At 69.6% G+C, this 24,983-nt stretch carries 20 protein-coding genes, 1 tRNA gene and 2 pseudogenes; 14 read left to right on the top strand and 9 right to left on the bottom strand.

The window, feature by feature from the left end:
- Positions 1-62 precede the first annotated feature (62 nt).
- Genes IEX13_RS13780 through IEX13_RS13760 form a run of 5 tightly spaced genes read left to right on the top strand, consistent with a single transcriptional unit; the run spans position 63 to position 5,202 of the window.
- A complete protein-coding gene (locus IEX13_RS13780) occupies positions 63-737 on the top strand; it encodes an ABC transporter ATP-binding protein (protein ID WP_188665673.1) in 675 nt (224 codons plus the stop codon).
- Positions 721-1,731, top strand: coding sequence for an HlyD family secretion protein (locus IEX13_RS13775; RefSeq protein ID WP_188665670.1), 1,011 nt, complete (start codon positions 721-723; stop codon positions 1,729-1,731). The genes IEX13_RS13780 and IEX13_RS13775 overlap by 17 nt, the downstream gene beginning before the upstream one ends.
- Positions 1,728-2,693 carry an HlyD family secretion protein gene (locus IEX13_RS13770; protein ID WP_188665667.1) on the top strand — a complete coding sequence of 322 codons (966 nt, stop codon included), beginning with the start codon at positions 1,728-1,730 and terminating at the stop codon, positions 2,691-2,693. The genes IEX13_RS13775 and IEX13_RS13770 overlap by 4 nt, the downstream gene beginning before the upstream one ends.
- Complete coding sequence (locus IEX13_RS13765; protein WP_188665664.1) at positions 2,690-3,952, top strand: efflux RND transporter periplasmic adaptor subunit; 1,263 nt, start codon at positions 2,690-2,692, stop codon at positions 3,950-3,952. The genes IEX13_RS13770 and IEX13_RS13765 overlap by 4 nt, the downstream gene beginning before the upstream one ends.
- A complete protein-coding gene (locus tag IEX13_RS13760; protein ID WP_188665661.1) occupies positions 3,949-5,202 on the top strand; it encodes an ABC transporter permease in 1,254 nt (417 codons plus the stop codon). Before IEX13_RS13765 ends, IEX13_RS13760 begins: the two co-directional genes overlap by 4 nt.
- A gap of 18 nt (positions 5,203-5,220) precedes the next feature.
- Here the strand turns inward: IEX13_RS13760 and IEX13_RS13755 are convergent, their stop codons facing one another.
- Genes IEX13_RS13755 through IEX13_RS13745 form a run of 3 tightly spaced genes read right to left on the bottom strand, consistent with a single transcriptional unit; the run spans position 5,221 to position 8,078 of the window.
- Positions 5,221-5,892, bottom strand: a complete 672-nt coding sequence (locus tag IEX13_RS13755) for a Fe2+-dependent dioxygenase (RefSeq protein WP_188665658.1) — start codon at positions 5,890-5,892, stop codon at positions 5,221-5,223.
- A gap of 30 nt (positions 5,893-5,922) precedes the next feature.
- Entirely contained in the window at positions 5,923-6,888 is a 966-nt protein-coding gene (locus IEX13_RS13750) for an Acg family FMN-binding oxidoreductase (RefSeq protein ID WP_188665655.1), read from the bottom strand.
- Complete coding sequence (locus IEX13_RS13745; RefSeq protein ID WP_188665652.1) at positions 6,885-8,078, bottom strand: aminotransferase class V-fold PLP-dependent enzyme; 1,194 nt, start codon at positions 8,076-8,078, stop codon at positions 6,885-6,887. Before IEX13_RS13745 ends, IEX13_RS13750 begins: the two co-directional genes overlap by 4 nt.
- Positions 8,079-8,173: 95 nt before the next feature.
- Between IEX13_RS13745 and egtB the strand changes: the two genes are divergently transcribed.
- From egtB to IEX13_RS13730, 3 genes are read left to right on the top strand one after another with little or no spacing between them, the layout of a single operon-like run.
- Positions 8,174-9,469, top strand: coding sequence for an ergothioneine biosynthesis protein EgtB (gene egtB / locus IEX13_RS13740; protein WP_188665649.1), 1,296 nt, complete (start codon positions 8,174-8,176; stop codon positions 9,467-9,469).
- Positions 9,466-10,440: an L-histidine N(alpha)-methyltransferase gene (gene egtD / locus IEX13_RS13735; RefSeq protein WP_188665646.1), complete on the top strand. Its 975-nt coding sequence runs from the start codon at positions 9,466-9,468 to the stop codon at positions 10,438-10,440. The genes egtB and egtD overlap by 4 nt, the downstream gene beginning before the upstream one ends.
- Positions 10,441-10,465: 25 nt before the next feature.
- Positions 10,466-11,191, top strand: a complete 726-nt coding sequence (locus IEX13_RS13730) for a flavodoxin family protein (protein ID WP_188665643.1) — start codon at positions 10,466-10,468, stop codon at positions 11,189-11,191.
- Here the strand turns inward: IEX13_RS13730 and IEX13_RS13725 are convergent.
- The gene (locus IEX13_RS13725; RefSeq protein WP_188665640.1) at positions 11,188-12,603 is read right to left on the bottom strand and encodes a dihydrolipoyl dehydrogenase; all 1,416 of its coding nucleotides are present in this window, start codon (positions 12,601-12,603) and stop codon (positions 11,188-11,190) included. The genes IEX13_RS13730 and IEX13_RS13725 overlap by 4 nt on opposite strands.
- Before the next feature lie 117 nt (positions 12,604-12,720).
- Between IEX13_RS13725 and pyrC the strand changes: the two genes are divergently transcribed.
- Both pyrC and IEX13_RS13715 read left to right on the top strand, forming a co-directional pair.
- Positions 12,721-13,761 (top strand): dihydroorotase, encoded by a 1,041-nt coding sequence (pyrC, locus tag IEX13_RS13720; protein WP_188665791.1) that lies wholly within the window; start codon positions 12,721-12,723, stop codon positions 13,759-13,761.
- A 16-nt stretch (positions 13,762-13,777) separates the two neighbouring features.
- Positions 13,778-14,581 (top strand): MOSC domain-containing protein, encoded by an 804-nt coding sequence (locus IEX13_RS13715; RefSeq protein WP_188665637.1) that lies wholly within the window; start codon positions 13,778-13,780, stop codon positions 14,579-14,581.
- 58 nt (positions 14,582-14,639) lie between these two features.
- Here IEX13_RS13715 and IEX13_RS14305 read toward each other — a convergent pair.
- Both IEX13_RS14305 and IEX13_RS13710 read right to left on the bottom strand, forming a co-directional pair.
- A pseudogene (locus tag IEX13_RS14305) lies at positions 14,640-14,870 on the bottom strand (proprotein convertase P-domain-containing protein); the annotation flags it as partial.
- Positions 14,871-15,002: 132 nt separating this feature from the next.
- A pseudogene (locus tag IEX13_RS13710) lies at positions 15,003-16,817 on the bottom strand (S8 family peptidase); the annotation flags it as partial.
- 450 nt (positions 16,818-17,267) lie between these two features.
- On the opposite strand from IEX13_RS13710, the gene IEX13_RS13705 reads away from it, so the two are divergent.
- Positions 17,268-17,951, top strand: coding sequence for a hypothetical protein (locus IEX13_RS13705; RefSeq protein ID WP_188665636.1), 684 nt, complete (start codon positions 17,268-17,270; stop codon positions 17,949-17,951).
- A gap of 72 nt (positions 17,952-18,023) precedes the next feature.
- Here the strand turns inward: IEX13_RS13705 and IEX13_RS13700 are convergent.
- Positions 18,024-18,100, bottom strand: a tRNA-Met gene (locus tag IEX13_RS13700).
- A 152-nt stretch (positions 18,101-18,252) separates the two neighbouring features.
- On the opposite strand from IEX13_RS13700, the gene IEX13_RS13695 reads away from it, so the two are divergent.
- From IEX13_RS13695 to bfr, 3 genes are all read left to right on the top strand, one after another.
- On the top strand, positions 18,253-18,804 hold the full coding sequence (locus tag IEX13_RS13695; protein ID WP_188665633.1) for an RNA pyrophosphohydrolase: 552 nt from the start codon (positions 18,253-18,255) through the stop codon (positions 18,802-18,804).
- Positions 18,805-18,909: 105 nt separating this feature from the next.
- Positions 18,910-19,113 carry a (2Fe-2S)-binding protein gene (locus tag IEX13_RS13690; RefSeq protein WP_188665630.1) on the top strand — a complete coding sequence of 68 codons (204 nt, stop codon included), beginning with the start codon at positions 18,910-18,912 and terminating at the stop codon, positions 19,111-19,113.
- A 92-nt stretch (positions 19,114-19,205) separates the two neighbouring features.
- Positions 19,206-19,676, top strand: coding sequence for a bacterioferritin (gene bfr / locus IEX13_RS13685; RefSeq protein ID WP_188665627.1), 471 nt, complete (start codon positions 19,206-19,208; stop codon positions 19,674-19,676).
- Between the two features lie 72 nt (positions 19,677-19,748).
- Here the strand turns inward: bfr and IEX13_RS13680 are convergent, their stop codons facing one another.
- Together IEX13_RS13680 and IEX13_RS13675 are read right to left on the bottom strand one after the other, a co-directional pair.
- Positions 19,749-22,283, bottom strand: coding sequence for a hybrid sensor histidine kinase/response regulator (locus tag IEX13_RS13680; protein ID WP_188665624.1), 2,535 nt, complete (start codon positions 22,281-22,283; stop codon positions 19,749-19,751).
- Positions 22,284-24,950, bottom strand: coding sequence for an EAL domain-containing protein (locus IEX13_RS13675; protein ID WP_188665621.1), 2,667 nt, complete (start codon positions 24,948-24,950; stop codon positions 22,284-22,286). It abuts the gene before it with no gap.
- Positions 24,951-24,983: the final 33 nt, after the last annotated feature.

Raw genomic sequence — 24,983 nt, 5'->3', positions numbered from 1 at the left:
CGCGATGGCGCCGGTTCACGCATAAGAACCGGTCACAGTGACGACGTCGGCACCGGCACCGGATGATCCACATCGAAGGCATCACCCGCACCTATTCGGTGGAGGGTCAGCACATACCGGCCCTGGCGGGCGTGGACCTGCACATCGGCCGCGGCGAGCACGTGGCCATTACCGGCGCCTCGGGCTCGGGCAAGTCCACCCTGCTCAATATCCTGGGCTGCCTGGACCAGCCCAGCGCCGGCCGCTACCGCCTTGAAGACGCCGACGTCTCGGCGCTCGACGACGACGCCCTGAGCGAGCTGCGCAACCGCCGCATCGGCTTCGTCTTCCAGTCCTTCCACCTGCTGCCGCGGCTCACGGTGCTGGAAAACGTGCTGCTGCCGCTGCGCTATTGCCTGGAACCCGTGCCCGGCGTCGAAGAACACGCCCGCCACCTGCTCGACCGCGTCGGCTTGGCCGACCGCATGGCGCACCGCCCGCAGCAGCTTTCCGGCGGCCAGCAGCAGCGCGCCGCCGTGGCCCGGGCCCTGCTGCTCAAGCCGGCCCTGCTGCTGGCCGACGAGCCCACCGGCAACCTCGATTCCAAGTCGGCGGCCGACGTGCTGGGCCTGTTCGACGAACTGCACCGCGGTGGCCAGACCCTGGTGCTGGTGACCCACGACCCCGACGTGGCCGAACGCGCGCCGCGCCACGTGCGCCTGCGCGACGGCAAGGTGGACCATGACTCGGGGCGCTGAGCTGCTGCTGGCCCTGACCCTGGTGGCCGGCCCGGCGCTGGCCCGGGACGCCGCGGCGCCGGCCAGCGAACCGCGCACGGTGGTCATCACCGGCCAGGTGCGCGCCCCGGACGCGGAAATCATCTACGCGCCCATGTCCGAATCGAGCCCGGTGACCCTGCGCTACCTGGCGCCGGATGGGTCCGAAGTAAAACCCGGCGACCCGCTGGTGCGCATCGATCCGGGTGGCGCGCTGTCGCAGCAGGAATCGCTGAAGGCGCAGATCGCCCAGGCCCATGCCCGCATCGACAAGGAGCTGGCCGAGCTGGCCGTGCGCGAAGTGGACGCCGAGCTGGCCCTGGTGGACGCCGAGGCCGCCCTGGCCAAGGCCGAGGTCGATGCCGCCATCCCGGCCGACTACATCGCCCGCATCGACGCCGACCGCTACCAGGGCGAGCGAGAACGCGCCCGCCGCGAACTGGTCCTGAAAAAGGAAGAACTCGAGGCCGCCCGCACCGCCGCCGCCCGCCGCCGCAGCGACGGCGACCTGGAAATCTCCAAGCTGCAGACCGACCTCGACTACGCCAGCGCGGTGATTTCGATGGCCGAGCAGCGCGCCGAGGGCACGGGCGTGGTCACCTTCTATTTCAACGCCTGGACCGGCCAGCGCTACGAAGAAGGCAGTTCCACCAATGCCGGCCAGGCCATCGGCGAAGTGGTGCGCCCCGGCGCGCTGGGCGTGCGCGCCTACGCGCTGGAACCCGACCGCCGCGGCCTGCAGGTCGGCCAGCCGGTGCAACTGCAGTTCGACGCCGTGCGCGGCAAGTCGCTGTCCGGGCACATCATCAGCATCGGCGGCACGCCCCAGGCCAAGGCCGAATGGGGCGGCGGGCGCTATTTCGTCATCGATGTTTCGCTGCCGGAAGAACACACGCTGCCGCTGCGCCCGGGCATGAGCGTGCGCGTCTCGGCCGTGCCCGGCCAGGCGCCGGTGGCCACGGAGGCCGCGCCATGAAGCGCGCCGCTTGCCTGCTGCTGTTGCTGCTTTCGCCGCTGGCCGCGGCCGAAACCCTGCAGCTCGACGGCGAGATCGCCGCGCTCGACAGCGCCAGCGTCGCGCCGCCCACGGTGCGCAACGTCTGGAACTTCCAGATCACCCAGCTGGCCACCGACGGCAGCATGCTCAAGGCCGGCCAGCCGGTGGTCACCTTCGACGGCAACGAACTGCAGCGTCGCCTGGTCGAAGCGCAGGGCCAGCTCAAGCAAAAACAAAGCGAACAGGCCAAGCTGCTGCTCGACCTGGCCGAACGCGAGCGCACCGACCGCCTGGCCACCGCCGAACAGGACGCCAACCTGCAAAAGGCCGAGCGCAAGGCCGAACAGCCCGCCGACCTGATCCGCTCCGTGGACTACCGCAAGCTGGTGATCGAACGCGAACAGGCCGCGCGCCGGCAGGCGCTGATGCAGCGCAAGGAAGTGCTGGCCCGCCGACTGCGCGACGCCGAACGGGCGCTGGTGGCCTCCGACGTCGCCCGCGCCCAGTCCGACGTGGACGAACTCACCCGCGCCCTGGCCTCGCTGTCGGTGCCGGCACCGCGCGACGGCGTGGTGGTGGTGAAGTCGAACTGGCGCGGCGAGCGCTACGAAATCGGCAGCCAGGTCTTTATGGGCCAGTCGGTGGCGGAAATGCCCGACCCCGGCACCCTGGTCGTGCGCGCCACCGTCGCCGAACGCGACATGCTGCGCCTGGCCGAAGGCCTGCCGGCGCGCATCCGCCTGCAGGGCGGCGCCGGCCAGCGCCTGCAGGGCAAGGTGGCGGAAATGGGTCGTGCGGTGCGCAGCAAGTCGCGGCTCTCGCCGGTTCCGGTGCTCGACGTGCTGGTGCACCTGCAAGGCGATACCTCCGAGCTCAAGGCCGGCATGCCGGTGGTGGTTGAAGTGGACGTGCCCGACATCGGCACCGGGGTGGCGCCATGAAGCGCCTGTTGTCCGCCACTGCGGCCATGCTGATGCTCGCCGCCTGCGGCGACACGGCGCCCGGCGGCCAGGCCACCGAAACCGTGGCCGCGGCCCCGGTCGAATTCTGGGTGCGCGCCGAAGGCGAGCTCAAGGCCGCCAAGGCCACGCCGCTGCGCGTGCCCGGCACCAACTGGGCGCGCCGGCAGCTGGTCTGGGTGCTGCCCGACGGCAGCCCGGTGAAAGCCGGCGACGTGGTCGCACGCTTCGAGGCGCCGCAGTCCAAGCTGCAGCTCGACAAGGCCCTGATCGACCTGCAGCGCAACGCCCTGGCGCGCGCAGGCAAGGAGTCCGAGCTCGACGTCGGCCTGGGCCGCGTGGACGTCGAACTGGCCCAGGCCGAATCGGCCCTGGCCATCGCCCGCCGTTATGCCCGCGCCGATTTCGCGGCCATCGCCCGCAACACCATCCTCGACGCCGTGCAGGACGAACAGTTCCTGGGCGAAAAAACCGGCGTGCTGCGCTGGCGCCAGGACCAGTCCAGCCAGCGCGGCGAAGCCGAGCTCAACGTGCTGGGCGTGCAGCGCGGCAGCCTGCAGGCCGACGTGGACACCAAGCGCGAAGACCTGTCGGCGCTGGAACTGCGCGCCGCCCACGACGGCATCTTCATGCTGGTGCAAGGATGGAGCGGCGAACCGCCGCGCGTGGGCGAGCAGCTTTGGGCCAGCGGCGAATTCGCCACCCTGCCGGACGTGGAAACCCTGGAAGTCGAACTGCGCCTGCCGCAGCAGGAAGCCCAGGGCCTGGCGCTGGGCCAGAAAGTGGAGCTGGCGCCGCTGGGCCACCCGGCCCAGCAGACCATCGGCGAGATCACCTGGATCGCCAGCGCGCCGCGCGCGGTCAGCCGCCAGAATCCGGCAAAGTTCGTCTCTGCCAAGGCCAGCGTGCCGGCCGACGCCGCCCGCCAATACGCCTGGGTGCCCGGCCAGGCCTTCACCGGCCGCATCATCCTGCTCGTCGCCGACGCGGCGATCACCGTGCCCAACGTGGCGCTGTCGGGCAACGGCGGGCAGGCTGAAGTAAACGTGCTTGAAGACGGCGAACCAACGCCGCGCCCGGTGGTGGTCGGCGTGCGCGGCCCTTCGCGCACGCAGGTGGTCGAAGGCCTGGCCGTGGGCGACCGCGTGCTGCTGGCCACGGCCGATGCCTTGCCGGACCCGGACGCCGACGAGTCCGAAACCACCGACGACGCCGCCGGAAGAACCGGGGCCGCGCCATGATCCGCTGGCACCACCTCAACGACCGCCTGGCCTGGCGCGAGGCTTTCGAGGAACTCAGCCGGCGCAAGCTGCGCACCGGCCTGACCCTGCTGGGCCTGGTGTTCGGTGTTGGTTCCATCGTCGCCATGCAGGCGGTGGGCGAGGGCAGCCGCCGCGAAGCGCTGCGCCTGGTCGAAGGCCTGGGCCTGACCAACCTGGTGGTGGAGGCCAAGACCTTCGACGAAACCACCCTGCGCGAACAGCGTACGCGCAGCCTGGGCCTGACCCGCGCCGACGCCCAGGCCGCGCTCGACGTGGTGCCCGGCGCCATCGCCATGGCCACCGAAAAACGCCTGCGCACCGATTCGGTGGCCAGCGACCACGCCAGCGCCGACGCCCAGGCCAGCGCGATTTCGCCCAGCTTCTTCGAGCTCGGCTCCCTGCGCATCGGCGAAGGCCGGGCGCTGACGGACGACGATGATGCCGCCCTGGCCGCCGTCGCCGTGCTTGGCCACCAGGCCGCGCGCAGCCTGTTCCCGCAGGGCGGTGCCGTCGGCCAGTACGTGAAGGTCAACCACGCCTGGCTGGAAGTGGTGGGCGTGCTGGCCGACCGCGACCTCAGCGCCGACCGTTTCCAGGGCGTGCCGCTGGGCCTGGAAAGCAACCGCGTGTTCGTGCCGATGGCCAGCGGCCTGGCGCGTTTCCGCCTGCAGCCGATGGAAGACGAAGTCGACCGCCTGCTGGTGCGCGTGGATGCGCCCGAACGCATCGACCAGGGCGCGCAGGTGCTGGCCGCGCTGCTCGAACAGCGCCACGCCGGCGCCGACGACTACACCCTGGTCATCCCGGCCCAGCTGTTCGCCCAGCACCAGCAGACCCAGCGCATCTTCCGCGTGGTGATGAGCGCCATCGCCGGCGTCAGCCTGCTGGTGGGCGGCATCGGCATCATGAACATCATGCTGGCGAACGTGCTTGAACGCCGGCGCGAAGTCGGTTTGCTGCGGGCCCTGGGCGCGCGCAAGGCCGACGTGGTGGCGCAGTTCCTGCGCGAGGCGGCGGTCATCTGCGTGGCGGGCGCCCTGCTGGGCGTGGCCTTCGGCATCGCGCTGGCCTACGGCATCGCGGCGCTGGCCGGCTGGGGCGTGGCCTGGGCGCCGGTGCCCATCGTCGTGGCCGTGCTGCTGTGTACCGGCGTCGGACTGGCGTTTGGCGTTTACCCGGCCAAGCAGGCGGCGGAGCTGGATCCGATCGCCTCGCTGCGCACCGAATAACCCGGCACGACGGACGCCTCAGGGTTCGGCGTAGCGCCGCAGCAGGTTGGAATAGGTCTTGCTGATCAGGTCCATGGCGCGCTGCGCGTCTGGTTTGCCGACCAGCTGTTCGCGCGCCTCGGACAGGTCGTAAAGCAGTTCGCGAACGGCCGGGTCGCGCACCAGGCTTTGCACCCAGCCGACCACCGCCAGGCGTTCGCCCGATTCGACCGGGCGTACGCGGTGCAGCTGGCCGGTGGCGTAGCAGATGGCCGAGCGGGCCGGCAGCTTGAAGGCGGATTCACCGCTGCCCGATTCGAAGGCCAGTTCGCCGCCTTTGTAGCTGTCGGGCTCGTTGAGGAACAGGGTGAACGAAACGTCGCTGCGCACGTGGTTGGGTTCGGCCATGATCGGCGCGTCCACGTGCATGCCGTAGGCCATGCCGGGCTGGTAGCGGCTGACCAGCATCGCCGCCAGCCGCCGAGGCTGCGCGGCGCCCATGAAGGCGTCGTTGCGGCCCAGGGCCTGCATCACCAGCCCGGCGATCTTCTTCATCACCGGGTGGTCCCAGGGAATCTGCTGGTTGTTCTTGGCCTTGTGCAGCAGTTCCCCGGCCGTGCTCTTGCCTTCGGTGAACCCGGCCCCGGCGACCAGCTGCTTTATCAGCGTCAGTTCTTCGGGGGTGATCAGGTCGGGAAGGGTCAGGATCATCGGCCAAGTGTAATCGCCCGGACCCTGAAATCAACGAAAGGCAGCTTCGATCACCTCTTCCACGGGCCGGCGCATCGAGCGTGGCATCGCCGGGCCCCGGCCAACCCGCACCACCAGGTCCGGGCGGCGCCCGCTAATGCCCAGGTAAGCGGCGAACTGCGAACGCAGCGCCGGCACTTCCACGGGCTGGTTGATGAAGGCGGTGACCAGGCCCAGCGCCGTCGCCTGCAGGGCGAACCGTTCGTAGCTGCGTCCGACCTCGATCCAGTGCTGCCAGTCGTCGGCTTCGGAAAAGAACACCGCGACCGCGGAGGAATGCCGGATGTGCTTGCTGTCCTTGTCGTTCTGGCTTCGCGCGGAAAGCGTCAGGCGCATGGCCAGCGAGCCAAGCCAGCGCGGCACGCTGGGGTTGCCCATCACCGGCCCGTACAGTCCGTCGCCCGTGCGCCGGGCCTCCGCGGCACTGAAGCGCACCCAGTCCTTGAGCTCTTCCCGCCAGGCGGGATCGCACAATTGGGTGTCGTTGCCCTGGGCCACGTATTCGGCGACGGCCTCCAGCGCGCTGCTTCCGGTCAGCCACAGCAGCGAAACACCCGTACCCTGCGCCGCGTCTTCCAACAGCCGCAGCTGGTCACCGGCCATGACGGACCCGTCATAGTCGCTGCGGCAGCACTGGCGATGGGGGATGGCCTCGAACAGCGGCGATTGCGACGGGGCTGATCTTTCGAAGTGGATATGTGCGCCTGGTTCGCCCGGGCTGCATGAGAAATAGCCCTGGAGGCCCACGGCCGCCGAAGCGTGCAGCAGGTTTTCCGCGGCGCAGCCCAGGCTGGCGAACAGGTGGTGGTCGTCGGGATCCACCACCGGCAGGCGCCGGGAAAAATCGGGAAGGATGTCCATGCCGTTGGCCAGCAGGCGGAACTTCCAGGGCTGGGTGTTGTGGCTGGAGGCGGCCAGCGTGGCCTGGCGGACCAGATCCGGGTAGGCATCGTTCATACGAACCTCGAAAGTACGTCGGCCACCCGCGCCATGTCGCCGCTGGCGACGTGCAGGTGCGGGGCGATGCGCAAACGGCCGTGGCGGCAGGTGCAGGTGATATTGGATTCGCGCAGGGCGGCGTCCGCTGCGGCAATGACCGCGGTGGGCGGCGTCAGCGCCATCAGGTGCGGCGCGTGGCCCGGGCTGGCCCAGGCCGACAGTCCGGCGGCATCGAGCGCGGTGTGGAGCGCGGCGGTGCGTTCGCCAAGGGCCGCGGCGATCTTCGCCGGTCCCCAGGCAAGCACCTGCTCCAGCCCTGCGATAGCAACGGCCAGCCGCACCGGGTCGTCCAGGCCGCCGGCATCGAAGCGGCGCGCACCGTCGGCGAAGGGCGCGGCGGCTTCAACGGCGAAGCGCCATTCCGGCCCGCCGTCGTGCGCGATCCAGTGCTGTTCGATCGGCCGGCCGCCTTCGCGCCAGCGCGGCGAAGCCCACAGGCAGGCCAGGCCGCGCGCGCCCAGCAGCCACTTGTAGCCCACCGACACGATGAAGTCGGGTCGCCAGCGCTCGACATCTGGCGCCACGATGCCCAGGCTCTGGCTGAGGTCGAGAACCAGCGCGGCCCCGCGTTCCTGAAGCGCGGCGCTGATGCGGTCGAGTTCGAGCAAGGCGCCGTCGTCCCAGCGCACTTGGGGCAGGGCGGCGATGCGCAGGTTCGGTTCTTCGGCCATCGCGGCCAGCACGGCTCCGGTCCAGTCCTGGCCGGGTTCGCGCGAGACGCCGCGCAAGGTCGCGCCGGTGTCGGCGCAGCGCTGCTGCCAGCACAGCAGGTTCGAGGGGAACTGGCCCTCGAGCACCAGCACCGTGTCGCCGGCGTGCAGCGGCAGGCTGTTGGCGGCGGTGGCCAGGCCGAAGGCGGCGGAGGGCACCAGCGCGACGCCATCGGCGTCGCCGTCGAACAGGTGCGACAGCAGCCTGCGCAATGTCTCGCGCTGTTCCGGCGGCGTGGGCGACACGTGTTGCCAGGGCCGCGCCACCGCTTCGAAGGCGGCCAGCCCGGCGGCATGGGCGGAACGCAGGCGCGGGCCTTGCGCCGCGCAGTCCAGGTACAGCGCGTCACCCTGCATCACGAAGGCATCGGCCGCGCGCGCCAGCGGCACGGTGGCCGTGTGGGGCAGCGGCGCGGCGGGTGTTGCGGCGTGGGCCATGCCGGCACTTTACGACAGGGCGGCGCGTCGGTCCCGCGCCGGCCAGATGGCGTGAATCATGCATCGTTCACACGGTGGCGCTATTCTTCGTGCCAATGCGAGTTATTTCGTCCCAGGCCGCAGGAAACCGGGAACCCCCACCCGCGGAACAGGCGCTGGCCACGCGCTACCGGGACGTCCGCGCCTGCAGCCTGGCTCTGGCCGCGCCGCTGTCGGCCGAAGACGCGATGCTGCAGTCCATGCCCGACGCCAGTCCGGCGAAGTGGCACCTGGCCCACACCACCTGGTTCTTCGAGACGTTCGTGCTGGGCGCCGATGACGCCTATGTGCCGGTCGAACCGCGCTGGGATCTGCTGTTCAACAGCTACTACAACAGCGTCGGCCCCTTCCACGTGCGTGCGCAGCGGGGCCTGCTGTCGCGGCCGACGCTGGCCGAGGTGCTGGACTACCGCAGCGAAGTGGACGCCCGCCTGCTTGAAAAACTCCACGCGGGCGACATACGCGACACCACGCTGCAGGTGCTCGAGCTGGGCACGCACCACGAACAGCAGCACCAGGAGCTGCTGCTCACCGACATCAAACACGCCTTGTGGTGCAACCCGCTGGGCCCGGCCTACCGCAAGGACCTGGCCGCCACGCCCGGCGAACCCCGCCTGGTGCACTGGAACGGCGCCGAAGAACAGGAGCTGGGCATGGGCGCGGCGCCCTGGCCCGATGCCGGGCGATTCGCCTACGACAACGAATCGCCGCGCCACCGCGTGCTGCTGCCGGCGCATGCGCTGGCAAGCCGCCCGGTAAGCAACGCCGAGTTCCTTGAATTCGTCGCCGAAGGCGGTTACGAAGACCCCAGCCTGTGGCTGAGCGACGGCTGGGACCGCGTGCAGGCGGAACATTGGCAGCGCCCGCTTTATTGGCACGAAGACGGCGCCCGCGAATTCACCCTGGCCGGCTGGCGCGAACGCGATCCGAACGCGCCGGTCTGCCACATCAGCCTTTACGAAGCCGACGCCTTCGCGCGCTGGGCCGGCGCCCGTCTGCCGACCGAAGCCGAGTGGGAACACACGGCCGGCGGGCAGGCGGTGTCCGGCAACCTGCTCGATGCCGACCACCTGCATCCGCAGGCAGGCACCGGCGAAGGCCCGGGCCCGCACCAGCTGTTCGGCGATGTCTGGGAGTGGACGAGTTCGGCTTACGTTGCCTACCCGGGTTTCAGGCCCTTGCCCGGTTCACTGGGTGAATACAACGGCAAATTCATGAGCGGCCAGAACATCCTGCGCGGCGGCAGCTGCGCCACGCCGGCCAGCCACATCCGCGCCACCTACCGAAATTTCTTCCCGCCCCACGCCCGCTGGCAGTTTTCCGGACTGCGCCTGGCCAAGGACCTGCCATGAACTCCGTAAGTGCCGATCCCGTTGAACTGACCGACCTGCACCCCAGCCGCGACGACCTGCTGGGCGACGTGCTGGCCGGCCTGTCGGGCACGCCCAAGCGCCTGCCTTCCAAATATTTCTACGACCGGCGCGGCTCCGAGCTGTTCGAGGAAATCACCCGCCAGCCCGAGTACTACCTGACGCGCGTCGAGCTGGCGCTGCTGGAAGCCGAGTGCACCCACATCGCCGCCGTCGTCGGCCCGCGCGCGCATGTCGTGGAATACGGCAGCGGCAGCGGCCGCAAGACCCGCCTGCTGCTGGACGCGCTGCAGGACCCGGTGGCCTACACGCCGGTCGAGATTTCGCGCAGCGCGCTGGTGGGCAGCGTCGAGCGACTGGACCGCGAGTTCGGCCCGGTGCAGATGCTGCCGGTGCTGGGCGATTTCACCCAGCCCGTGCCCTTGCCCGAACCCGAGCGCGAGGCCCGCCGGGTGCTGGTGTTTTTCCCCGGCTCGACCCTGGGCAACCTGACCCACACCGAATCGGTGCGCCTGCTCACCGCCATGCGCGAAACCATGGGCCCCAGGGGCGCCGCCCTTATCGGCATCGACCTGCAGAAGTCGCCGGTGCTGATCGAAGCTGCCTACAACGACGCCGCCGGCGTCACCGCCGCCTTTACCTTGAACCTCCTGGTTCGCCTGAATCGCGAGCTGGGCGCCAACTTCGACCTTGACGCCTTCCGCCACCGTGCGGTCTACCTGCCGGAAACCGGCCGCATCGAAACCTTCATCGATAGCCAGCGTGCGCAAACCGTCACCGTGCAGGGCAAGGCGTTCGAATTCGCCGCCGGCGAGGCCATGCAGGTCGAGTACAGCCACAAGTACACCGACGAAGGTTTCTCCGCGCTGGCCGCCCGCGCCGGACTTGCCGTGGTGCAGGGCTGGAACGATCCGAAGGACTGGTTCGGGCTGCGCTTGCTGCAGCCGGCCTGAGCTACCCCACCGACAGGAGGCCGCCATGGCCAGCAAGGAGCCAACGCCGCCCGCGCGCTACGACGACCTGCGCGCCCTGTTCCTCAACTGCACGCTCAAGCCCACGGGCCAGGATTCGCACACCGAACGCCTGGTCCACGTGGCCGCCGGCGTGATGCGCGCCAACCAGGTGGACGTCGAGGTGCTGCGCCCCGTCGACCTGGTGCTGGCGCCCGGCGTGCAGCCGGACATGACCGAACACGGCGCCGACCGCGACGACTGGCCGGCGCTGTCGAAGAAGGTAATGGCCGCCGACATCCTGGTGCTGTGCACGCCCATCTGGCTGGGCGATCCCAGCTCCGTATGCCGGCGGGTGGTCGAGCGCCTGTACGCGGAGTCCGGAAAGCTCAACGAACAGGGCCAGTACGCGTATTACGGCCGCGTTGGCGGCTGCCTGGTGACCGGCAACGAGGACGGCATCAAACACTGTGCGATGAACCTGCTTTATTCGCTGCAGCACCTGGGCTACGTGATACCGCCGCAGGCCGACTCCGGCTGGATCGGCGAGGCCGGGCCCGGCGATTCCTACGGCGACAACGGCGCCGGCTACGACAACGACTTCACCCAGCGCAACACCACCTTCATGGCCTGGAACCTGATGCACCTGGCCCGCCTGCTGAAAGACGCCGGCGGCATCCCCGCGCACGGCAACCAGCGCAAGGCTTGGGACGCGGGCTGCCGCTTCGACCACCCAAATCCCGAATACCGCTAGTCCAGCGCCTCGCTGCCCATCGCCGGGCAGTTGGCCAGGTCGCTGCGGTCCGGGCTGTCGTCCACCTGCTTGCCGGCATCGCGCAAGGCGGTGCGCAGGCCTTCTTCCAGCACCGGGTGGTAGAAGGGCATGCGCAGCAGGTCGAAGACGGTGAGCTTCTGGTCCACGGCCAGGGCCAGCAGGTGGGCCAGGTGGTCGCCCGCGGGCGTGCACAGTTCGGCGCCAAGGATGCAGCCGGTGTCGTGGGCGGCGTAGACGCGCAGCAGGCCGTCGTTCTTCTGCGCGGCGCGGGCACGGCCCTGGCGGCTGAAGTCCACTTCGCCGACCACGGTGTCGTCGGGCAGATCGGACCGGCGCTGGCCCACGTGCGCGGTCACCGGGTCGGAGAACACCACGCCCAGGGGCGTGCGCCGCTGGTAGCAGATGGGTTCGTCGGCCATGGCATTGCGGCCGGCGATGAAACCCTCGTCCGCCGCTTCATGCAGGATCGGTGCGTGCGTGTTGACGTCGCCGGCGATGAACACCGGCGTGTCGCCGATGCGCAGCAGGCCGGGTTCAAAGGGCGGCAGGCCCTTTTCATTCAGATCCACGCCCAGGGTTTCCAGGCCGACGTCGTCGAGGTTGGGGCGGCGGCCGATGGCGGCCAGCACGGCGTCCACCTCGACGCTGGCCTTGCCGGCGCGCACGCGCACGCCGTCGCCGGCGGCTTCGAGCTCGACCTCGTGGCCGGTGTGCACGGCGAACTCCTGGTCGAGCAATGCGCGCAGCGTCGCGTTCACCTTCTTGTCGTGCAGCCCGGCCAGGCGGTCGCTGCTGCTGAAGGCGCTGACCTCGATGCCCAGCCGTGCCATGGCCTGCGCCATTTCCACGCCGATGGCGCCCAGGCCGATGATGGCGATGCGGCGAGGCAGGTCGGGGCGTTCGAACAGCGAATCGGTGGTGAACACGCGCTCGCCGAGTTCCGCCCAGGGCCCCGGCAGCACGGGCCGCGAGCCGGTGGCCAGGATGATGCGGCGGGCGGAAAACTCCCGGTCGCCCACGGCCACCCGGTCGGGCCCCAGCAGACGGCCGCGGCCGGCGAGGTTGCGTTCGCCCAGGCCTTCGGTGGCCTTGAGCACCCCAGACACGTAGTAATCCCGCAGCTTGCGCACCCGCGCCAGCACCGCCGGGATGTCCACGGCCAGCTGGTCGGCCCCGCTGACGCCGAACTCGCCCAGCTTGCCGCGGGCGTGGAAGGCATTGGCCGCCTCGATGAACACCTTCGAGGGCATGCAGCCCACGCGTGCGCAGGTGGTGCCGTAGGGGCCGTCGTTGACCAGCAGGAAGTCGTCGGTGCGCTTGCGCACCTCGCGCAGGGCGGCCAGGCCGGCGGTGCCGGCGCCCAGGATGATGGTGTCGTAATCGGTGGCCATCGGCGGTCCTGGTGAAGGCGGACCCCCATCCTCGCGCACGCCGGCCACCGGACGCAAAGGCAAAGCGCCGCCGAATCAGGGAAAATGCCCGGCATCCCCTCCGGCAGCCCGCAAGCCATGGCCACGAACCAGATCAACCTCATCCGCCCCGACGACTGGCACCTGCACCTGCGCGACGGCGACATGCTGGCGCGCGTGCTGCCCGACACCGCCCGCCAGTTCGCGCGCGCCATCGTCATGCCCAACCTGGCGCCGCCGGTGACCACCGTGGCCCTGGCCGGCGCCTACCGCGACCGCATCCTGGCCGCGTTGCCGGCAGGCATGGTGTTCGAGCCACTGATGACGCTGTACCTGACCGAGCGCACTTCGCCGCAGGACATCGCCGAGGCCAAGGCCAGCGGCTTCGTGCACGCGGTGAAGTGGTACCCGGCGGGCGCCACCACCAATTCCGATGCCGGCGTGTCGAACATCGAACGCTGCGCCGACACCCTGCAGGCCATGCAGGACCACGACCTGCCGCTGCTGGTGCACGGCGAAGTCACCGACCCCGGCGTCGACGTCTTCGACCGCGAGGCCGTGTTCATCGAGAACCTGCTCAAGCCCCTGCTGCAGCGGTTCCCGAAGCTGCGCGTGGTGCTGGAACACATCACCACCCGCCAGGCCGCGGAGTTCATCGCCACCGCGCCGGCCAACGTGGCCGCCACCATCACGCCGCACCACCTGCTGATGAACCGCAATGCGCTGTTCACCGGTGGCCTGCGCCCGCACCACTACTGCCTGCCCGTGCTAAAGCGCGAAGAACACCGCTTGGCGCTGGTGGCCGCGGCCACCGGCGGCAGCCCGAAGTTCTTCCTGGGCACCGACAGCGCCCCGCACACCCGCGGCGCCAAGGAATCGGCCTGCGGCTGCGCCGGCATGTACAGCGCGCACGCGGCGCTGGAGCTGTACGCGGAAGTCTTCGAGGTCGAAGGCGCGCTGGACAAACTCGAAGCCTTCGCCAGCTTCCACGGCCCCGACTTCTACCGCCTGCCGCGCAACACCGGCCGCATCACCCTGGTGCGTGAGGCTTGGATGCTGCCGGCGGAACTGGGCGAGGGCACCATGGCGTTGGTGCCGCTGCGCGCGGGCACCGAGCTGGCCTGGCGGCTGCAGGCCTGAGCGCAGGCCGACGCCCATGGCCACCTTGTCGGCAATCCACGTCTACCCGGTGAAATCCTGCGCCGGGCTGGCGTTTGAAAGCGCCCGGGTGCTGCCACGCGGCCTGGAACACGACCGCCGCTGGATGCTGGTGGACCCGGACGGCAAGTTCCTGACCGCGCGCCAGCTGCCGCCGCTGCTGCAGGTGCGAGCGGTGCCCGCGGGCGACGGCCTGCACCTGCAGGCGCCCGGCATGCCGCCGCTGGAGCTGGGTGCCGGCGACCTGGCCGAAGCCCTGCCCGTGCAGGTCTGGAAAAGCCACGTGGTGGCCCGTGCCGCCGGGCCCGGCGCGGACGCCTGGTTTTCCCGCTACCTGGGCCGGCCGGTGCGCCTGGTGCACATGGGCCCGGGCGAGGTGCGCCAGGTGACGTCGTCGCGCGGGCAGGCCGGCGACGAAGTCAGCTTCGCCGACGCGATGCCGCTGCTGCTGGTGTCGCGCGCCGCGCTCGACGCCCTGAACCAGCGCCTGGACCAGCCCGTGCCGATGAACCGCTTCCGGCCCAACCTGGTCGTCGACGGCGTGGACGCGCACGCCGAAGACGGCTGGAAGCAGGTGAGCATCGGCGACGTGGTCTTCGACGTTGCCAAACCCTGCACCCGCTGCGTGCTGGTGACCATCGACGCCGACACCGGCCAGCGCCACGAGGGCGGCGAACCCCTGCGCACGCTAACCCGCTATCGCCGCGGCGAGGACGGCGTGACCTTCGGGCAGCTGCTGATTCCGCGCTCGCGCGGGGTCGTGCGCCGCGGCGATGCGGTGGTCGTGCGCGCGCAGGCCTGAGCCAAAAAAGAACCCCGGCCGTGGCCGGGGTCCTGGTTTGCAGCGTACTACCCGTGGATCAGAACGTGACCGACCAGCTGTTGATGTAGCCCGTGTCGCCGCCGGCGTTGTCGTTCACCCGCAGCTTCCAGGTGCCGTTGAGCGCTTCCGAGGACAGGTTCACCGTGTAGGTGCCGACGATGTTGTCGGCACTGCCGCCGCTGCGGTTGTGCAGGTTGTAGGTTGAACCATCGGGCGCCACCAGGTCGACCTTCAGGTCACCCTTGTAGGTGTGCACGATGTTCACCGCCACCGACGCGTTCGACGGGGCGTTGCCGCTGCGTCCGGACACCGAAATCGGGCTTTCGACCGTGGCGTTGTCGCGGATCTGGTAGTCGGCGGTGTTGCTGTAGGTCTGCGGCGAGCTGCCGCCACCGGCGGTGTAGTTGCCCACCAGGCTGACGCCCGAGAAGCCCGAGTAGGCCTTCACGCGCACGTGGTAGGTACCGGCCGACGGGGCCGCGATGGTGCAGGTTTCGGTGTTGCCGCTCAGGTACGGGCGGCAGACGTACGCGGTGTCGGTCGGCTGGCTGCCGAACTGCACGTACAGGTCGGCGTCGCCGGTGCCGCCGGACATGTTGAAGACCAGGTTGCTGGAACCGGCCGGCACCGACAGCGTGTAATACAGCGAGTTGCCCGTGGTGGCCGCCAGGCCGGTGACGGCAACACCCTTGGTCAGCGAACCCCCGGTCGGCGGCGGCGGGGGCGGCGTGCCGCCACCACCGGCCAGGTCCACCAGGGCCCGGGCGTCGATGATGCCCGCACCGCAGCCACCCGAACACGCACCCGACAGCGGGTACGCGGTCGACTTGAGGTTGGCTTCCACCTGCGCCGGCGTCCACAGCGCCAGGCCCAGGGCCAGGCGGCGGCTCTGCGCCAGCGCCACGGCGCCGGCCACGTGCGGGGCCGCCATCGAGGTGCCGTTGTAGGACACGTAGTTTTCGGTGCCCGGACCCTGGGTGCCGCTGTTGAGCGTGGACAGGATGTTCGAGCCCGGCGCCGACACGTCGATGGACGTACCGTAGTTCGAGAAGCTCGAACGCGCGCTGGCGCTGGTGACCGAGGCCACGTTCACCACGTTGTTGCAGCTGGCCGGGGTGAAGCCCGAGGCGTTGGCATTGCTGTTGCCCGCTGCCACCACCACGACGGTGCCGCGGCCAACGGCGCTGTTGATGGCGTTCTGGGTGGTGGTGTCGCAGGACCCGCTGCCGCCGAGCGACAGGTTGATGACGTCGGCCGCGTTGGCCGCTGACAGGGTCGGCACGCCGCTGACGCTGCCGCCCGAGGCCCAGATGATGGCGTCGGCGATGTCCGACGTGGAACCGCCGCCGCGGCCGAGCACGCGCACCGGCATCACCTTCGCGCCCCAGGCGGTACCAGCCACGCCCTTGGCGTTGTTGGTGACCGCGGCCACCGTGCCGGCCACGTGCGTGCCGTGCCAGCTGGACGGGTCGCCGCCGTAGTAGTCGCCCGGGTCGGAGGCGTCGGAATCACGGCCGTTGCCGTCACCGGCGGTGGTGGTGTTGGAGATAAAGTCGTAGCCGGCGACGATGTTGGCCGCCAGGTCGGAATGCGCCACGTAGCCGGTGTCGAGCACCGCCACGATGATGCCCGAGCCGTTGGCCAGGTCCCACGCGGTGTTGGCGCGGATGCCGGCGTCGGCGTCGGTGTAGCCCCACTGCTGGCTGTAGTTGGTGTCGTTGGGCGTCAGGGTGTGCTTCATCACGCGGTCGATCTGAACGTACTCGACGTTCGGATTGGCCGCGATCTGGCGCATCAGGGTTTCGGCTTCGGCCGCGTTGAGCTTCTGCGAGCTGGCCACGACGTCGGCGCCCAGGGACATGCGGCGCACGTGGCTGGCGGCCAGCGGCTTGCCCGGCGCGGCGCGGCCGGCCTTCTGCAGGCGGGCGGCCTGGACCAGCTGGTTGGCGTTCACCGAAGCGACCTGCAGCGCGCGGCTGAGTTCGGCCGGGTTGGACGCTTCCGGCGTACCCGCCTTGTACTTGACGATGAAGCGGTCGAACTGCGTGTCCGATGCGATCGCGCTCAGGTCAACCCGCGGTGCGGGCTGCGCGCCCGCGGCGAAGGCCGCCTGGGCTGCAAGGGCGAAGGAAGTAGCCACGACGATACCGCGCAAACGAAGCTTGCGAGTGTTGTTGCTCACGTTGGTGGATCCCCGAAAAAGGAAAACAGCGATTGCCGCAAAGCGGCCGTGTTTTGCATCCCTGCCCCGGGTCCCCTGGGTGCATATCCCCCTTACGCGAGCCTTTAGGCTTCTCGTGTCAGCAGAAGGTTGCACGCCACCCGGACGTGTGACGCAGAGCACATCTGCATGACACTTCGCCGACGCTAGCCTTACGGTTTTTTGCCGTCAAGCGGCAACGCCACATAACCGGGCGGGATGGCCCCGGCCGGGGGGTGGTCAAAAATTGACCGCATAAAACAAGCCGTTTTTTGTAGGCGGCCGGCGCGGCGGCAAGGTGGCCCGAAGGCGCCCCGGGGTGGCGCCGGGGCAAACTGCGCAAACCCGGGCCGACGAACGGTCGTGCCGGGCGCCGCGGGGGACGGACATCGGTGGTCGGCTTCCTGCCGCGGCGGGATTCGGAGATAGTTCGGACATCATTTGCAACGAGCCATGGAGAACCCGTTGGACGAGAAGTCTTTCCCCGCGCCATGGCGACACGCCTGGCTGCTGAGCCTGGTCGCCGTGGTGTCCTGTAGTTCGGATGACCTTCCGTTCGTTTCCGGGCCCTTGCCCGAGCCCTCGCTGGCCACGCCTTATAAAGGATGCACGATCGTCAGCGTCTCGCCCGCCGAAGCCCTGCCGCCCCATTCGGACGGCGCGGGTGGCCAGGGCGGCCGCCGCGCCATGCTGCGGCACGAAGCCGACTGCCTGCCGGACGCAGGCCCGCCCTCGGACTGGTACCAGCCCTACCGCATCGCCTTCGAGCAGGAGTTCACCGAAGTGCGGCAGTACCCGGGCGGCGTGGATACCTGGGTGGGCGGCGAAACCCGCTTCCTCGACGACTCGGCCGGACCGAACCGACAGGTGCAGGCTGCTGCCGAAGGCATGGGAAAGAATTGCGCCGTGTTGCTGGAGAAGCTGCAGGCCGAAGCGGCACCGTGCATCTCTTCGATCGACCCGGACACTGGCCGCCAGTTCCAGGCGGCGATTGACGACTTCCGTGGAAAACTGAACTTCCACATCAGCGCAAATGGCGAAACGCAACTTGCGGCGATTCGCATGGGGCGCGACCAGTTCTGCCTGGAACATTGGCGAATGGTGCAGCGTCAGTTGGAGGGGCGGTTTGACGGGTGTGTCGTCAAGTGAGCGGCCATCCGACTGCTACGCAACGGCAGTCAGCAAGCCACAAAAAAACCCGCAAAAATGCGGGTTTAGTGATGGTGGCTATGGGTGGACTCGAACCACCGACCCCGTCATTATGAGTGACGTGCTCTAACCGGCTGAGCTACATAGCCATCGGCCGCTATCCGTTGCGGATAGGGCCGCGTATTGTCCGGGCAGCACCTCCCTGTGTCAATCCGGCCCCGCCAGGGGCTGCGCGCCGCGCTTGTGGCGGCTTCCGGGGCTGTGGCAGTCTGGCCCCAGTAGATTTTTTGGAGTCCGTCCCGTGGTCGATCCGGACGGTTTTCGCCCGAACGTGGGCATCGTGCTTATGCACGGCGACGGCCGGCTGTTCTGGGCCCGGCGGGTCAACCGTGACGGTTGGCAATTCCCGCAGGGCGGCATGAACACCGACGAGACGCCGCTCGAGGCCATGTACCGCGAGCTGCGCGAAGAGGTGGGCCTGGCCCCCGAACACGTGGAAGTCCTGGGCGCCACGCCCGGCTGGCTGCGCTACCGGCTGCCCAGGCGCTGCATCCGCCGGGGCAACCGGCCGGTGTGCATTGGCCAGAAGCAGGTGTGGTTCCTGCTGAAGCTGGTGGGCCAGGAAGCCGACCTGCGGCTGGACCTTACCGAGAAGCCGGAATTCGACTCCTGGCGCTGGGTGGACTTCTGGTACCCGGCCGAGCATGTGGTCAGCTTCAAGCGCGAGGTTTACGTGCGGGCGCTGGAGCACCTGGCGCCGCATGCCCGGGAAGTGGCGGGGGAGGGCGCTGTCCCACCGGCGGGTGAGACGGTGCGGGCCCTGGTGGCGGCGGCCGGGGGCAGGTGCCGCTAAGGCAAACCGGGGCTGAAGCCCCACGAAGGCGTCCGGGGAAAGCGGTTGACAATGATTCGCATTCGGGGTTGAATGCGAACAGTTCCCATTCATGGACCGTACGCCATGTATGTCTGCCTCTGCCATGGAGTCACCGACCACGACATCCGCCGGGCTGCCGAAGCCGGGTGTTCGTCCGTGTCCGAGCTGACCATGCGCACCGGCCTGGGCAGTGGCTGCGGCAGCTGCGGCGAACTCGCCGCCGAAATCCTGGGTGAAGCCCGCCCGGCGCAGGTGTTCCCGCTGCCGGTGTTCGCGGCCGCCGCCTAAGCGGCACTGAAAACGCTAAGCATTCCCGTTCCGGCATGGCCCGGCGCGAAGCGTTAGGCTGCCTGTTGCACCCACGGAACAGGAGGCCAGCCATGAAAGGCGACGCCAAGGTCATTGAGCACCTGAACAAGGCGCTTTACAACGAACTGATCGCGATCAACCAGTATTTCCTGCATGCCCGCATGTTCAACAACTGGGGCCTGAAGGAGCTGGGCGAACACGAGTACAAGGAATCGATCGACGAGATGAAGCATGCCGACATGCTCATCGAACGCATCCTGTTCCTTGAAGGCCTGCCCAACCTGCAGAACCTGGGCAAGCTGCGCATCGGCCAGACCCCGAAGGAAGCCCTGGAATGCGACCTCAAGCTCGAGCACGACGCCGTGCCCGACCTCAAGGCCGGCATCGCCCACTGCGAACAGGTGGCCGACTACATCTCGCGCAAGGTCCTGGCCGACATCCTCGAGTCCGAGGAAGAACACATCGACTGGCTGGAAACCCAGCTTGAACTGATGGGCCGCGTCGGCGAGCAGAACTACCTGCAGTCGAAGATGGGCAGCTGAGTCTGACGAAAAGAACCGGGGTCAGGGTCAGCTTTTCGGTAACTGCGAAAAGCTGACCCTGGCCCCGGTTTTCTATTTCAGCAGGGCGTTCAGGGCCAGCGCCGCGCGCCGGAACTCGCTCTCCAGCACCGCCACGGCCACCGCCGGCCGCGGCAGCACGCCCTGGCGGGCGCCGAGTTCGATGCGCTTGGCGGCGGCCGAAAGCGCCATGGCGCCCAGGTTGGCGCTGGCCGACTTGAGCGTGTGCGACGGCGCCACCATGGCCTGCATGTCGCCGGCGGAGGCGGCCGCTTCCAGGGTGCTGACGTGCTTGGGCGCGTCTTCAAGGAACAGCCGCACCAGGCTCAGGTATTCGCTGCCCATCACCGCGCGCAGCTCGTCCACCACTTCATTGGCCAGCACCGGCGGCGGCGTCACCGGCGTGTCGCCGCGCAGCTGGGCCGACATCGGCTCGGGCCGCGGCGCTGGTGCGGCAGGCGCCGGGGCCCGCGAAGGCGGGGGCGCCACCGGCTGCGGGGCGCGTGGCGCTACCGGACCCGCGGCCGGTACGCGCGCCGGCGAGGCGGGCGGCGGGACCGGGGCCGTGGGCCGCGGCGGGAAGGGCGAAGACGGCCGCGGGATCGCCGGTGCCGGCGGGCGTGCGGCCATCGCGGGCGGGGGCATCGAAGGCGTCGGCGCCGGCAGTTCGTCGCTGGAAACGGGCCGCGCCGCCAGCCAGCGCGCCAGCGTGGCTTCCAGCAGGCGGCGGTCCACCGGCTTGGACAGGTAATCGTCCATGCCGGCGTCCAGGCACTTCTGGCGGTCGCCGGCCATGGCGTTGGCGGTCATGGCGATCACCGGCAGGCGCGGCAGGTTGTTGGAGGTTTCGAACTGGCGCCATTCGCGGGTGGCGGTGTAGCCGTCCTTCACCGGCATCTGGCAGTCCATCAGCACGATGTCCAGGTTGCCCTGCATCATCCGGTCCAGCGCCTTTTCGCCGTTGTCGGCGGTTTCGCAATGCAGGCCCAGCAGGCCCACCAGGCGCTGGGCCACCATCAGGTTCACCGGATTGTCCTCGACCAGCAGCAGGCGGCCGCGCAGGCGGCCCTTGGGCGGGTCGGGGTCGGGCACGGCGCCGGGCACCACCAGTTCGCGTTCCGACAGCGCCTGGGCTTCGTCGCTGAGGCTGGGCTGCACCGGCCCGGCCGACAGGAAACCCATCAGCGCGTTGCGCAGTTCGCCGCCGCCGATGGCGCGCGGCAGCACCAGCGCATGCGGGCCCTGCACCAGTTCCGCGGCCACCGCTTCTTCGCCGTGCAGGTAGGCCACGCGCAGGTCTTCGAGCTCGGGCGAGCGGCGCAGGTTGCGGTGCAGGGCGATCGCCGTGCTGCGCACGCTGTGCAGGTCCACCAGCATCAGGTCGAAGCTCCAGTTGGCCCCGCGCTGCAGCGCGCTGCGCAGCTTGGTAAGCGCGTCCTGGGTGGTTTCGGCCTGGGTGAGGTTGGCGCCCCAGTCGGGCGCGGCCTGGCCGATGCGCTGGCGCAGCGCCGCGTCGGTGGACAGCAGCAGCACGCGGGCGCCGTTGAGGTCGGTGCGCTGGCCCTGGACGTCGCCGGCGGCCTTGAGCAGCGGCACTTCGAACCAGAACGTGCTGCCGCGGCCGGGCTCGGATTCCACGCCGATGGTGCCGCCCATCAGGTCGACGATGCGCTTGCAGATGACCAGGCCCAGGCCGGTGCCGCCGTAAAGCCGCGTGGTGCTGGCGTCGGCCTGGCTGAAGGCGCGGAACAGGCGTGCGTCCTTGGCGATGCCGATGCCGGTGTCGACGATCTCGAAGCGGAGTTCGTGCTGGCTGCGGGTTTCGCCGCGGCGGCTCACCGACAGGCTGACCGAGCCGCGTTCGGTGAATTTCACTGCGTTCGACAGCAGGTTGGTCAGCACCTGGCGCAGGCGCACCGGGTCGCCGCGCACGGCCAGGCGCACCGACGCGTCGATCTGCAGGTTCAGGCGCAGGCCCTTGGATTCGGCGGGTTTTTCCATCAGCCGGATCACCGAATCCAGCAGCTCGCGCAGGTTGAAGCTGGTGGTTTCCAGCGTCACCTTGTTCGCCTCGAGCTTCGAATAATCCAGGATGTCGTCGACGATACGCTGCATCTGCCGCGCCGACGTGTAGGCGGTGCGCACGATGTCCTGCTGGTCGGGCTGCAGGCGGCTGCTCATCAGCAGGTCCAGCATCGGGATGATGCCGTTGAGCGGCGTGCGGATCTCGTGGCTCATCGTCGCCAGGAATTCGCCCTTGGCCATCATTGCCGACTCGGCGGCCTGCTTGGCTTCGGTCAGTTCGCGTTCCAGGCGGCGGTGCAGGGCCAGTTCTTCCTGCAGCGCGTTGACTTCGCGCGTTTGTTCGCCGGTGGCCTGGGCCGCCTGGTGCAGGGCGCGGCTGCGCAGGGTGTAGGCGCGCCAGACGCCGGCGGCGCCGGCGAAGGCCAGCAGCGCGGCGATCAGCGCCGCCGACTGCCACAGCCAGTTTTCACTGAAATGCCCCATCGCGGCGGCGATCGCCGCTCCCAGTGCGCCCGCGATCGCCAGCCAGCGGACGATCAGTGCGTCGTTCGGGTTGGGCGTCATCTAGAGCACTGCCTGTTGGAAGTCGAAGTCCATGTCGCGGTCGGCCTGCTGGACCAGGTTGCCCTGGATGAAATCAATGCCGCTCATCCACAGCGTGGCGGCGGCCTGCGCGTCCTCGACGCCGTGGCCGATCACTTCCAGCCCACGGCGGTGGGCGCGGTCGATCAGCATCTTCAGCTCGTCGCGCATGTTCGGCGACAGCGCGGTGGAGGTGTACTTGCGCGCCAGCTTGACGAAGCCCAGGGGCAGTTCGTCGAACAGGCGGTCGGTGTCGTTGCTGGTTTCGAACTGGCTAAGGCAGAACTGCAGGCCGTCGGCCACCATGGCGTCGCAGAAGGTGCGGATGGTGCCGGCGTGGATGGCGGCGTCCTCCATGCGCAGTTCGACCACCAGCGACGTGCCCGGCACGTCGTGGGCGGCCAGTTCGGCCTTGAGCCACGTGGCCTGGCCCGGGTCGGCCAGCGTAAGCGGTGACTGGGTGACGAACAGGCGCAGCGACTTGCCCTGGGCGCGGCGGTCGCCCACCAGCTTCATCGCGGCCTGCATCACCCAGCGGTCGATGTCGGTGATGAAGTCGCCGCGTTCGGCCAGCGGCACCACTTCGGCGGCCGGCAGCAGCTTGCCGTTGCCGTCGCGCAGGCGCAGCAGCACCTGGTACTGGCTGTCGTCGCTGCCGGCCACGGCCACCACCGGCTGGTAGAGCAGTTCCAGGCTGTTGCGGGCGATGGCTTCGCGGATTTCGTTCACCAGCGCGACTTCGCGCGCGGCTTCGGTCGGCTGGGCCGGCTGGTAGCGGCGCACGCCCTTGTCCTGCGTGCGCGACTCGCGGGCCATGCGTTCGGCGGTGTCCAGCAATTCGGACACGTCGGTGAAACGGTGCCTGAAAGCACACACGCCCACCGATACGCGCAGGCGCAGCGGCCGGCCCTGCACGGTGAACGGGTGCTGCACCATGACGGTGCGCAGCTGGGTGGCGAAGGCTTCCAGGCCGGCTTCGTCGCGTTCGGTGTCGAGCACCACGAAACTGCCGTCGCCGAAGCGCGTGGCCGGGCACCGGCCGGCCTGTTCGCCGACCAGCTTGCCAACGGCCGACAGCAGCTGTTCGAGCACGGTCAGGCCCAGGCGGTCGCGCAGCAGGTTCACGCTTTCGACTTCCAGGAAAAGCACGCCGCCGGTGCTGTCTTCGTGCGCGGCGGCCAGGGCGTCGGCCACCTGTTCGCGCACTTCGGTGCGGTGCATCAGGCCGGTTTCCGGGTGCCGGCCGGTGCGCCGGGTCTGCCGGGCCAACGAGGCGCGGTGGCGCGCGACGCGGTTGCTTACCGCGGCGATGAGGTGTTTCGGCCGCACCGGCTTGGAAATGAAGTCGTCGCCGCCGGCTTCCAGGGTCTCGAACTGGCGGTCGGTGTCTGCTTCGCCCGACAGGAACACGATGGGCGTGTGCAGGAAGGCGTCCTGGTCGCGGATGAGCACCGTCAGCTCGATGCCGTTGGCGTGCGGCATGTGCAGGTCCATCAGGATCAGGTCCGGGTTGAACCGGATCAGGGCTTCCAGCACGTCCAGCGGGTCGAGCACCACGTCGGTCTGCATGCCGGCGTTGCGCAGGATGCCTTCGGCGAACAGGGCCTGGTTGCGGTCGTCTTCGACGATGAGCACGCGGAAGGGTTCGCCGCCGCCGGGGCTGACCAGCTGGCCCAGGCGCTTGAGCACTTCGGCGGCATTGGGTTCGACCAGCAGCAGGTCGACGCCGGCGCGCTTGGCGTTCAGGCGCAGGTTGATGTCGTCGGCTTCGCTCAGGGCGACCAGCTGGATGGGCTGGCTGCTCAGCTCGCGGGCGGCGCGCACGGTGGCGCCGATCTCGTCGAGCTGGCTGCTGAAGCCGGCGTCCACCAGGGCCAGGCGCGCGGGCAGGGCGCCCAGCAGTTCGCTCAGCTCCTCGGGGCTTTCCAGCAGTTCCACTTCGTAGCCGGCGGCCTCCATGCGCTGGTCGAGCTCGAGCGACAGCGGGCCATGTTCGGTGAGGTGGTAGACGCGGATGCCGGTGACGTCCACGGGGGCCTCGGCCGGTTCGGGTGCCGGCGGCGGCGCGGGTGCCGGCTTCGCGGCCGGGCGCGGCGTGGCGGTGATTGGCGGGGCCTGCTTCGGGGCGGGTTTGGGGGCCGGTTTCGGCGGGGGTGCGGGCGCGGGTACCGGTGGCGGCGGCGGTTCTTCGGCCATGGCGGTGGCGGTGGCGTCGGGTGCGTCCTCGCCCCAGCGACGCCAGTAGTTGGCGGGCGGGGTTTCGGCGCGGCCGCTTTGCTGCACCACGCGCTGGGGCACGTTGGGGTCGGCGCCGGCTTCGGCGCCCATCGGCACCGCCTGGCCGATTTCCTCGACCAGGGTCCACAGGCGTTCGCCGGTTTCCGGGTCGGGCAGGGCCTGCTGCTGCAGCGTCTCGTGCAGCAGTTCGTGCAGGTGCAGGAAATGCTGGCCGGCCTGGTCCAGGCCATGCTGGCGGCAGGCGTGGCCCAGGCTCAGCGCGTCTTCGTTGAGAAGGGCCAGGCCGTTGATGTCCCAGCCGTCCTGCAGGAAGTGGTGCAGGCGGCGGCCGATCTTCTCCACGCGCCGCGGAAGGTGGCGCAGGAAGGCGGGTCGGTGTGCGGCGAGTCGTGACTCGTCGTGCGGATTCATCGCGTGGCCCCTGTTTGGCCTTGGATTATGCCC

Origin of the sequence: Arenimonas soli (assembly GCF_014643775.1) — a bacterium.
In the GTDB taxonomy this organism is placed as follows: Bacteria; Pseudomonadota; Gammaproteobacteria; order Xanthomonadales; family Xanthomonadaceae; genus Arenimonas; species Arenimonas soli.
Note: the sequence above shows the minus strand (reverse complement) of the source record. Positions and strands in the feature narration are given on the sequence as shown.

Coding starts and splice junctions, on each gene's coding strand:
- IEX13_RS13675 (WP_188665621.1), bottom strand. CDS start 24,950: ATGAATCCGCACGACGAGTCACGACTCGCCGCACACCGACCCGCCTTC.
- IEX13_RS13780 (WP_188665673.1), top strand. CDS start 63: ATGATCCACATCGAAGGCATCACCCGCACCTATTCGGTGGAGGGTCAG.
- egtD (WP_188665646.1), top strand. CDS start 9,466: ATGAACTCCGTAAGTGCCGATCCCGTTGAACTGACCGACCTGCACCCC.
- pyrC (WP_188665791.1), top strand. CDS start 12,721: ATGGCCACGAACCAGATCAACCTCATCCGCCCCGACGACTGGCACCTG.
- IEX13_RS13750 (WP_188665655.1), bottom strand. CDS start 6,888: ATGAACGATGCCTACCCGGATCTGGTCCGCCAGGCCACGCTGGCCGCC.
- IEX13_RS13755 (WP_188665658.1), bottom strand. CDS start 5,892: ATGATCCTGACCCTTCCCGACCTGATCACCCCCGAAGAACTGACGCTG.
- egtB (WP_188665649.1), top strand. CDS start 8,174: ATGCGAGTTATTTCGTCCCAGGCCGCAGGAAACCGGGAACCCCCACCC.
- IEX13_RS13715 (WP_188665637.1), top strand. CDS start 13,778: ATGGCCACCTTGTCGGCAATCCACGTCTACCCGGTGAAATCCTGCGCC.
- IEX13_RS13725 (WP_188665640.1), bottom strand. CDS start 12,603: ATGGCCACCGATTACGACACCATCATCCTGGGCGCCGGCACCGCCGGC.
- IEX13_RS13770 (WP_188665667.1), top strand. CDS start 1,728: ATGAAGCGCGCCGCTTGCCTGCTGCTGTTGCTGCTTTCGCCGCTGGCC.
- IEX13_RS13745 (WP_188665652.1), bottom strand. CDS start 8,078: ATGGCCCACGCCGCAACACCCGCCGCGCCGCTGCCCCACACGGCCACC.
- IEX13_RS13690 (WP_188665630.1), top strand. CDS start 18,910: ATGTATGTCTGCCTCTGCCATGGAGTCACCGACCACGACATCCGCCGG.
- IEX13_RS13765 (WP_188665664.1), top strand. CDS start 2,690: ATGAAGCGCCTGTTGTCCGCCACTGCGGCCATGCTGATGCTCGCCGCC.
- IEX13_RS13760 (WP_188665661.1), top strand. CDS start 3,949: ATGATCCGCTGGCACCACCTCAACGACCGCCTGGCCTGGCGCGAGGCT.
- bfr (WP_188665627.1), top strand. CDS start 19,206: ATGAAAGGCGACGCCAAGGTCATTGAGCACCTGAACAAGGCGCTTTAC.
- IEX13_RS13775 (WP_188665670.1), top strand. CDS start 721: ATGACTCGGGGCGCTGAGCTGCTGCTGGCCCTGACCCTGGTGGCCGGC.
- IEX13_RS13730 (WP_188665643.1), top strand. CDS start 10,466: ATGGCCAGCAAGGAGCCAACGCCGCCCGCGCGCTACGACGACCTGCGC.
- IEX13_RS13680 (WP_188665624.1), bottom strand. CDS start 22,283: ATGACGCCCAACCCGAACGACGCACTGATCGTCCGCTGGCTGGCGATC.